The 7,523-nt window shown below is 47.6% G+C and carries 7 protein-coding genes, 1 pseudogene and 1 riboswitch; of the genes and pseudogenes, 4 read left to right on the top strand and 4 right to left on the bottom strand.

What is annotated here, in order from left to right:
- Positions 1–351: BlaI/MecI/CopY family transcriptional regulator (locus tag B3W37_RS12090; RefSeq protein ID WP_483175951.1), on the bottom strand; the 351-nt coding region annotated here is incomplete at its 3' end.
- 542 nt (positions 352–893) lie between these two features.
- Positions 894–1,011: riboswitch (molybdenum cofactor riboswitch) on the top strand.
- Position 1,012: 1 nt separating this feature from the next.
- Between B3W37_RS12090 and B3W37_RS12095 the strand changes: the two genes are divergently transcribed.
- The 4 genes and pseudogenes from B3W37_RS12095 (at position 1,013) to B3W37_RS12110 (ending at position 4,146) form a co-directional block, all read left to right on the top strand.
- On the top strand, positions 1,013–1,246 hold the full coding sequence (locus B3W37_RS12095) for a hypothetical protein (protein ID WP_483175953.1): 234 nt from the start codon (positions 1,013–1,015) through the stop codon (positions 1,244–1,246).
- Between the two features lie 46 nt (positions 1,247–1,292).
- Positions 1,293–2,348 carry an ABC transporter substrate-binding protein gene (locus tag B3W37_RS12100; RefSeq protein ID WP_483175955.1) on the top strand — a complete coding sequence of 352 codons (1,056 nt, stop codon included), beginning with the start codon at positions 1,293–1,295 and terminating at the stop codon, positions 2,346–2,348.
- Between the two features lie 105 nt (positions 2,349–2,453).
- Positions 2,454–3,370: pseudogene (locus B3W37_RS12105) on the top strand (FecCD family ABC transporter permease).
- Entirely contained in the window at positions 3,367–4,146 is a 780-nt protein-coding gene (locus B3W37_RS12110; protein WP_483175956.1) for an ABC transporter ATP-binding protein, read from the top strand. Before B3W37_RS12105 ends, B3W37_RS12110 begins: the two are co-directional and overlap by 4 nt.
- Positions 4,147–4,280: 134 nt before the next feature.
- Here B3W37_RS12110 and B3W37_RS12115 read toward each other — a convergent pair whose 3' ends face one another.
- From B3W37_RS12115 to B3W37_RS12125, 3 genes are all read right to left on the bottom strand, one after another.
- Complete coding sequence (locus B3W37_RS12115; protein ID WP_483175958.1) at positions 4,281–5,720, bottom strand: hypothetical protein; 1,440 nt, start codon at positions 5,718–5,720, stop codon at positions 4,281–4,283.
- Positions 5,710–7,104: a sensor histidine kinase gene (locus B3W37_RS12120; RefSeq protein ID WP_483171376.1), complete on the bottom strand. Its 1,395-nt coding sequence runs from the start codon at positions 7,102–7,104 to the stop codon at positions 5,710–5,712. The genes B3W37_RS12115 and B3W37_RS12120 overlap by 11 nt, the downstream gene beginning before the upstream one ends.
- 9 nt (positions 7,105–7,113) lie before the next feature.
- The coding region (locus B3W37_RS12125; protein WP_483175959.1) for a winged helix-turn-helix domain-containing protein at positions 7,114–7,523 on the bottom strand (410 nt) is incomplete at its 5' end.

The following is a 7,523-nucleotide window of genomic DNA, read 5'->3' on the forward strand; positions in this document are numbered from 1 at the left end:
GCGCAGCTCTTCAATGTCGGCAGCGGCAAGTTTTTTGCTTCCCAGGAGAGATGCCACCAGGTTTTTGGCACTGCCGGAGTACAACCGGTCGATTAAACTTTGGGTAGTATATTCGTTATACTCAGCCTCACTGACTAAAGGCTTGTAGTAAAACACCTCTCTTTTGGCGGCCTGAACCACGCCCTTTTCACAGAGCCTGCGCAAGAGGGTTTTAATAGTGGAGCTTTCCCATTTGCTGGTGCGCTCCAGCGTCTTCCTGATTTCCGCCACAGGAAGCTCGCCACCTGCTTGCCATAACACCCGCATTACTTCAACTTCCGAATCTGTTATCTTGGCTGCTAATTTGTTCAAGTGCCTTCCTCCCTTGGGTTACTTTTGTAACCTCAGGGATAGTTTACAGTCGTAATCTATATTTGTCAAGGGGATTTCACCAGTTCCATCTTACTGCATATCTTTTGCTTCTTTGCCTTTACCTTTTTTCGCGTTTTGCCAGCCGCCCGCTCTCCAGGATTAGGGCTGTAAAAATTACTCCCCCTGCCCTGTATACTAGATATCTTCCACAACAAAACCAATTACAAACTAGTCTGCACCATTACTGAAGAAAAGGACGAAAGCGTTGTCGTTATACTTGACGGCAGCTGCGACAACTTTTATGCAGAACTGAAGCGATACTTGAAGTAATGAAACCCGTCATCCATCTCGATCTGCCATCGTTTCACAATTTATTACTGCTTCCCTCCGCAACGGCCGTCCTCTGTTGTCGTAATAATTAAAGCCAGCAAAAAGAACGCTCCGTGGCTGGCCCCGAAGTTAGCCGCAGTATGACGCCACTAACTGTCATGAAAATGCAGGATTTGACATATTTTTGACGAAGATACAAAGGAGTTTCTAATTTAATACTAGCTCCCCGAGCCTAACATGCCTAAGTCAATCGATATGGGTGCTGGCCGATGGGTGCGGAGGGAAACGTCCGCGCCTCCCGTTTTGGAAAGGAGGGTATTTTCAGTCTTTTATGACTTATGAAAGCTATGCCTCTGGTATAGCTTTTTTTAACACAAAGTTATGCCATCCTGTGCATGGCTTTTTTTGTATGCCGGCAGGGGTGGCAGACGAAGCGAACAACAAGGCCAAACCGAAAGAACGCTCCCGGTTGGCTCCAAAGGAAGTGCGGGACTCGCGATTGATTGAAGAACCCAACTACCCCCATATAGCGCTAGAATATTCAGGTGCTCTATCAGCGGGGTAAAAAGACATTTGTAATGAATATTTAGCCAAAAAGGAGAGGGTGTAACATGAAGAAATCCAGACATTTAATAGTGCTGATCATGCTGCTTACAGTGTCCCTGCTGCTGATACCGGGATGCAGCAAGACTGAACCGACCGCTGCACCGGCAGATGCTTCGAAAGCTGCTCCGATAACATTAACCGATCATGCCGGGCGGAGCGTAGAACTGCCTAAAGCAGCCGAGCGGGTTATCGGCACCCATAATCCCAGTATGAATCTGGTTATCGTTTTGGACGGTAATGGTAAGCGTTTAGCAGGCTTCGGCAACAAGGACATGGCTTATGGGCTATACGATTTAGCAGCACCTGAAGTCAATCAGGCCACTGTTATCGGTAAAGGCAAGAATATCAACATGGAAACCATCATTTCGGTCAAGCCGGATCTGATGCTGCTTCCGCTACGTTTCCAGAGCCAGGTTGATCAACTTGCCGAAGTAGGGGTTCCTTGTATAGTATTGGATGTCGAGAAATATGATTCCATCAAAGATGGACTGAAGCTGGTGGGCAAGGCTATTGATCAGGATAACCGTGCCGAAGAACTGGTAGCGTTATTTGATGCCAAAATAAACAAAGCCTCGGAGGTGGCAGGCAAAGCCGCCACAAAACCGACCGTGCTTTTCATTTCGGGAAGCGCCAAAACCGATGTGGCCTCAGATAATATGCTCCAAAACCAGATGATCGAGACTGCAGGCGGAATACCGGTGACCAAAGGTTTGTCTGCGCAAGAACTGTGGCTTTCGGTCAACATGGAGCAAATCATCAAATGGAATCCCGACGTCATTTATTTCCCGGCTTATGCCAGCTACACGGTGGATGATATCTTAAATGATCCTCAATGGGCCAACATATCTGCTGTAAAAAACAAAAAGGTTTACAAATTCCCCTCCAATCTGGAACCCTGGGATTACAATACTCCCGGCGCCTCATTGGGACTGTGCTGGACCCTGTATAATCTGCATCCCGACCTTTATTCTTATGATGAGCTGATGAAAGATGTCAATGATTTTTATCAATTCGTTTACGGAAAGACCTTTACGGCGGAACAATTGGGAATAACCAAATAAATAATGGACTATATGCGTAATACCAACTATAAGCGGTTCTTGATCGGGTCATGCCTGTGGATGCTGGCTATGGTGCTGCTGGCCTTGAGTGTAGGCAGATACAGCATGAATCCGGCTGATGTACTACTGGCGTTGTCTGAACGGCTGTCTGGCACGTCTCCTCAGGATGCCGCCATGCACGATGTATTGTTTGTCATCCGCATACCCAGGATACTGGCGGCAGTGCTGGTAGGCGGGGCCCTGGCACTTTCTGGAGCGGTCTACCAGGGGGTATTTAAAAACCCCCTGGTTTCTCCGGACCTGCTGGGGTCTCGGCAGGAGCCAGTGTTGGCGCGGCGATAGCCATATTATTTGGCCTGGGGATGGCGATGGTACAGTTTTTCGCCTTTTTAGTAGGAATGGCCGCGGTAGGAATCAGTGTGAGCATAACTCGTTTTCTAAAAAATCAAAGCAACCTGGCCCTGGTCTTGGCCGGTATTATTACCAGCGGATTCATGGCTTCAGTCTGTGCAACTCTCAAGTACATCGCCAATCCAGAGACCCAACTGTCAGAGATCGTATTCTGGCAGATGGGCAGCGTAGCTTCAGTCAATCACATTCAGCTTACCTCGGTTTCACCGCTGCTCATTATCTGCGGAGTGTTGATGCTGGCTCTGAGTTGGCGCATCAATATTCTTTCTTTTGGTGAAGAGGAGGCCAAAACCCTGGGCATGAATGTAATGCTTTATCGCGGCATCACTATTGCCGGCTCCAGCCTGCTTACCGCCAGCGCGGTCAGCATCAGCGGCACCATCGGCTGGATCGGCTTGGTAATTCCCCATCTGGGCCGGCTCCTGGTCGGATCCGACAATGTCAAATTGCTTCCGGCCTGCGTACTGCTGGGGGGCCTGTTCATGCTGGTGATAGACACCATTTCGCGTGCCGCCACTACTGTAGAGATCCCGCTGAGTATCCTCACCGGCCTGCTGGGCGCACCGTTCTTTGCGTGGCTCCTGTGGAAACAGAAGGGAGGTGTGCAATGAATATAGTCGTGCATAATCTGGGATTTTCCTATCCCAATGGGAAAAAGATATTTGAAAACTTGAATTTTTCGATATCTCAGGGGAGCACTGTAACCATTCTGGGGCCAAACGGAGCAGGCAAATCAACCCTCTTGGCTTGTCTGACCCGTATTTATCTACCCGGCCAGGGGGACATTTTGATAGATGGAAAAAGCTATCGTCACATGAAGCAGCGGGATATCGCCAATGCTATCGGATTTGTGCCCCAGACCATCGTACCCTCTTTCGATTTTTCCGTTATTGATTATGTGGTGACCGGATGCGCACCCCGCTTGGGAGCATTCCAAAAGCCGAAAGCAGCCAAATACGAGGTTGCCTGGGAAGCGATCCAGGCTATGAATATCAGTCATTTGGCTGAACAGTCCTTTATGAGAATCAGCGGCGGCGAACGCCAGCAGGCTGTGATAGCCAGGGTAATTGCTCAGAAACCGGCGTTTATTCTGCTGGATGAACCCACCTCCCATCTCGACGCAGGCAATCAGGTCAAAGTATTAAATATACTTAAGAAGATGGCAAACAAAGGCTATGGTGTGGTGATGACCACGCATAATCCCGATCATGTGCTGCTGCTGGACGATCAAGTGGGTGTACTCGATCAACAAGGACGTTTTGCCTTTGGCCCGAACAGGGAAATATTAAGCGAAGAATTATTATTCGGCCTGTACGGAGGTGGCTTAAGGCTTTTTTACAGCGATGACCTGGGACGGCAGATATGCGCCTTAGAAGGCATTAGTTAACAAAGGACGATTGGGCGGCATGCATTGGCACGCATATGGATATGCATCAAAATACCAAAATTAAGCCTGGTTTTGCCGGGCAGCAGTGTGCTGGCCGGAGATCAGCCCGGAAGCCTGCGGCGGCATATCTGAGTTCAAACCTTGCCTGCGCCATGGGCCAGAAAAGTCTTCTCCCAATCATCCACATAAAGCCCGGTGGCCCACTCGGCCATAATAATGCTGGCGCCTGCTTTCAACTCAATTTCCCCCAGGGGGACGCTGTCTAATTGTTCGCCGCTGATGCCAAAGAAATACAATTTGCTTGTGGTTTTAATAACAGCTATATCCCTATTGGGGGAAGTAAACGCGTCCAAAGCATTGGGGACCCGGTCTTTTATGCTCTGCCAGCTGAGATACAAGGTGTCGTAAAATACTAAATTAGCCGGCGGAACGAAATTGATATTAAAATCCATGCTTCCGGGAGTGCCATCGCGTTGATAATTTATTCTCCCCTGGAGATGCCAATGTCCGTTTTTTCGTGTCAGTCCAAAATTATCCTGGTTCACATCCCCGTCTATCAATATAATTTCCTGACTAGGCAGGATTTGCAGCGCTTGTTCCCTGGCACTGTGATAAGCTGCCAATCCCGCATCTCCCAGCAAATCTGAAACCTTGATTCCAATTGGAGACGATAATTTATCCACCGGCAATACCTGCAGTTTGTCTGTACCACCGTCAGTACTCTCTACGATTACATAATCATTGCTGATATAATCAACAACGATGCTTTGAGCACCTGGAGATGCTGTTGTTGCCGAGACATCATCATCTATCCCCGCCGCATCTTTTATGGCCACATTATGCGCCGATAATTCCGCTCCCGCTTGGTTCAGCCCGCTCTTTACCCGCAGTTCCCAGAACCCGCTTCTGCGCGGGAAATAAATATCATTCCTGCTCAGAACCGGGCGCAGCTTTTTATCGTCCGCGGCTATCCACACGGTCTTGTAGATATAGTCATTGTTTGACGGTATTTTAAGTCCTACAAAAATACCGGAAGTGCCGGTATTTTTATATTGATTGACATCAGCCGCATGTAAGTTCGCAACTGACAAGGGATCATCGGCATGATCAGCAACTTTATGGAGCAGCAGCACCTTATTTTGTACAAAAGAAATAACGGTGGCATCATCGATTTTCATAAATTCGCCCAGATAATTCGAGTCTGCGAATACGGTAACAACATCAACTTCCTGGTTTATTGACGCCAGATAGCTGTCCAAGACGATATATCTGGTCATCAAATAATCGGTTGAATTGACCTTCTTGATTTTGTAGGTGGGTTGACTCCAGACATTATTGCCCAATACCGCAATTTCCCGGCTAAACTGAAGAGAGTCAGTCTCTGCTTCACGGTTCGCCGCACCGGAATATCCCTCGGAATCCAGCTCCTCGATCACCGACCATTTTCCTTCTAATGGGCAAACATTATATACGGGCGGAACAATTTTCCCTGCCGTGGTCCAGGAAGGATTGGCGCAGCCGCCCACTAAAAGGAGAAGTAATAATGCCGGTAACATCTTGCATTTATAAAGCATCCGGCCTCTCCCCTCCAGGCAAAATGATCACCACATCAGTGCCCTCATTCAGCTCACTCGTGATTTCCAGCTTGCCGCCCATCAGGTTGACGATCTCCTCACAAATTGAAAGCCCGATGCCATTTTTGGAAAGCGAACTTTTTCCTTTATAAAATTTCTCTTTGACCATGGGCAGTTCGTCGGCGCCTATTCCGCAGCCGCTGTCGGATATGGTGAATTTAAAAGCTTCATCTTGAATTTCCGCTTTAAAACGGACATAACCACCCGGATGATTAAAATTAAAAGCATTATCCAAGATATTGATAAACAACTGTTTAAGCCGGTTAACATCCGCATAAATATGGGGCATATCTTCAGGACAGTCAACGGTAAAATCGATACTTTCCCGTACGGCTCGCGGTGTCAATTGTTTGCGTAAATGCTCACATAAATTGATCAGGTTTACCTCTTCCGGGTTGAGCTTGATTCTGGCCGAGACAAACTTGGAGAAATCCAAAAGTTCTTCAACCATCCGGGTGAGCCGGTCACTCTCTTTGGCAATAATATTGAGACCGCCGTTAAGCATTTCTTTCTGCTGGAAGTTTTCACTCTGTAAAGTAATGGCCCATCCTTTGATAGAGGTCAGGGGCGTGCGCAGCTCATGGGACACCGAGGAAATAAAATCATTTTTAAGCTGTTCCCTTTTTACGATTTCATCGGCCAGGTAATTTAAGGTATCCGAAAGTTCGCCGATTTCGTCGTCGCGGGTTTTTCTGCTCTTGATCTGAAAATTGCCGTTGGCCATGGTCTGGGCCACTGCTGTGACATCCTGCAAAGGCACCACGATGGTGTTGGCTAAAAAAATACTCATCGAGCCAACGATGAGGATCACTAACAGACCGATAAATATAAAAATTTTCTCGGTTTTGGCAATGTCCTGGTCGACGGCGCTTAAAGAAGCGATAAAGCGCAAGGCGCCGACGATTTCCTCTCCTGATTTCAGGGGATTGGCAACCGCCATGACTTTTTGCCCGTTTAAGTGTCCCACCCATACCCCGGTTTTGCCATCCAGGGCCTCCTTAATATCGCTGCCGGCCATTTCCGGTGGAATGGCGCCCTGGGAGTCCATTACAATATTGCCGTCTCGGTCGGCGATCTGTACTTCGGCATTACTCTGGTTCCAGAATGCATCAACATTATAAAGCACATTGTCCTGCAGTGAGGTATTGGCAAAATACTTAGTATACATGTCCGCGCAAATCTTTATTTGATTGGTGAGACTGCCCTCCAGGCTGTTATAATAGTTCTGCTTAACGATATAGATAAGCAGCATTTCCAGAATCACAACCGTGAAAATAATAACGACCATAAAACTGGCGGTTAATCTTAATCTGATTCCTTTCATCATGTGCTCCTATTGAGGTCCCGCCTGCCATCGATAGCCGTAACCCCATACAGTTTTGATATATTCCGGCTCAGATGGATTATCTTCCAGCTTTTCCCTCAACCGCCTGATATGTACGTCCAGAGTTTTGGTATCGCCAAAATAATCCTGTCCCCAGACGGCATTCAACATCTCATTGCGTTTAAGCGCCTTGCCCTGATTTTCCATAAACATCTTAAGCAAAGCAAATTCGGTGGGCGTTAATTCTATTTCTATATGGTTTTTAAAAAATTTATTGGCAGCAAGGTCCAGTAATAAACCATCGCATGTAAGCGCATTATCTTCCGCCTTGGAATGACTCTTGCGCCTTAACATGGCCTTGATTCGTGCTATCAACTCCAGGGGATTAAACGGTTTGACCAAATAATCATCTGCACCCA

It is taken from the genome of Syntrophomonas sp. UBA5494, assembly GCF_002426325.1.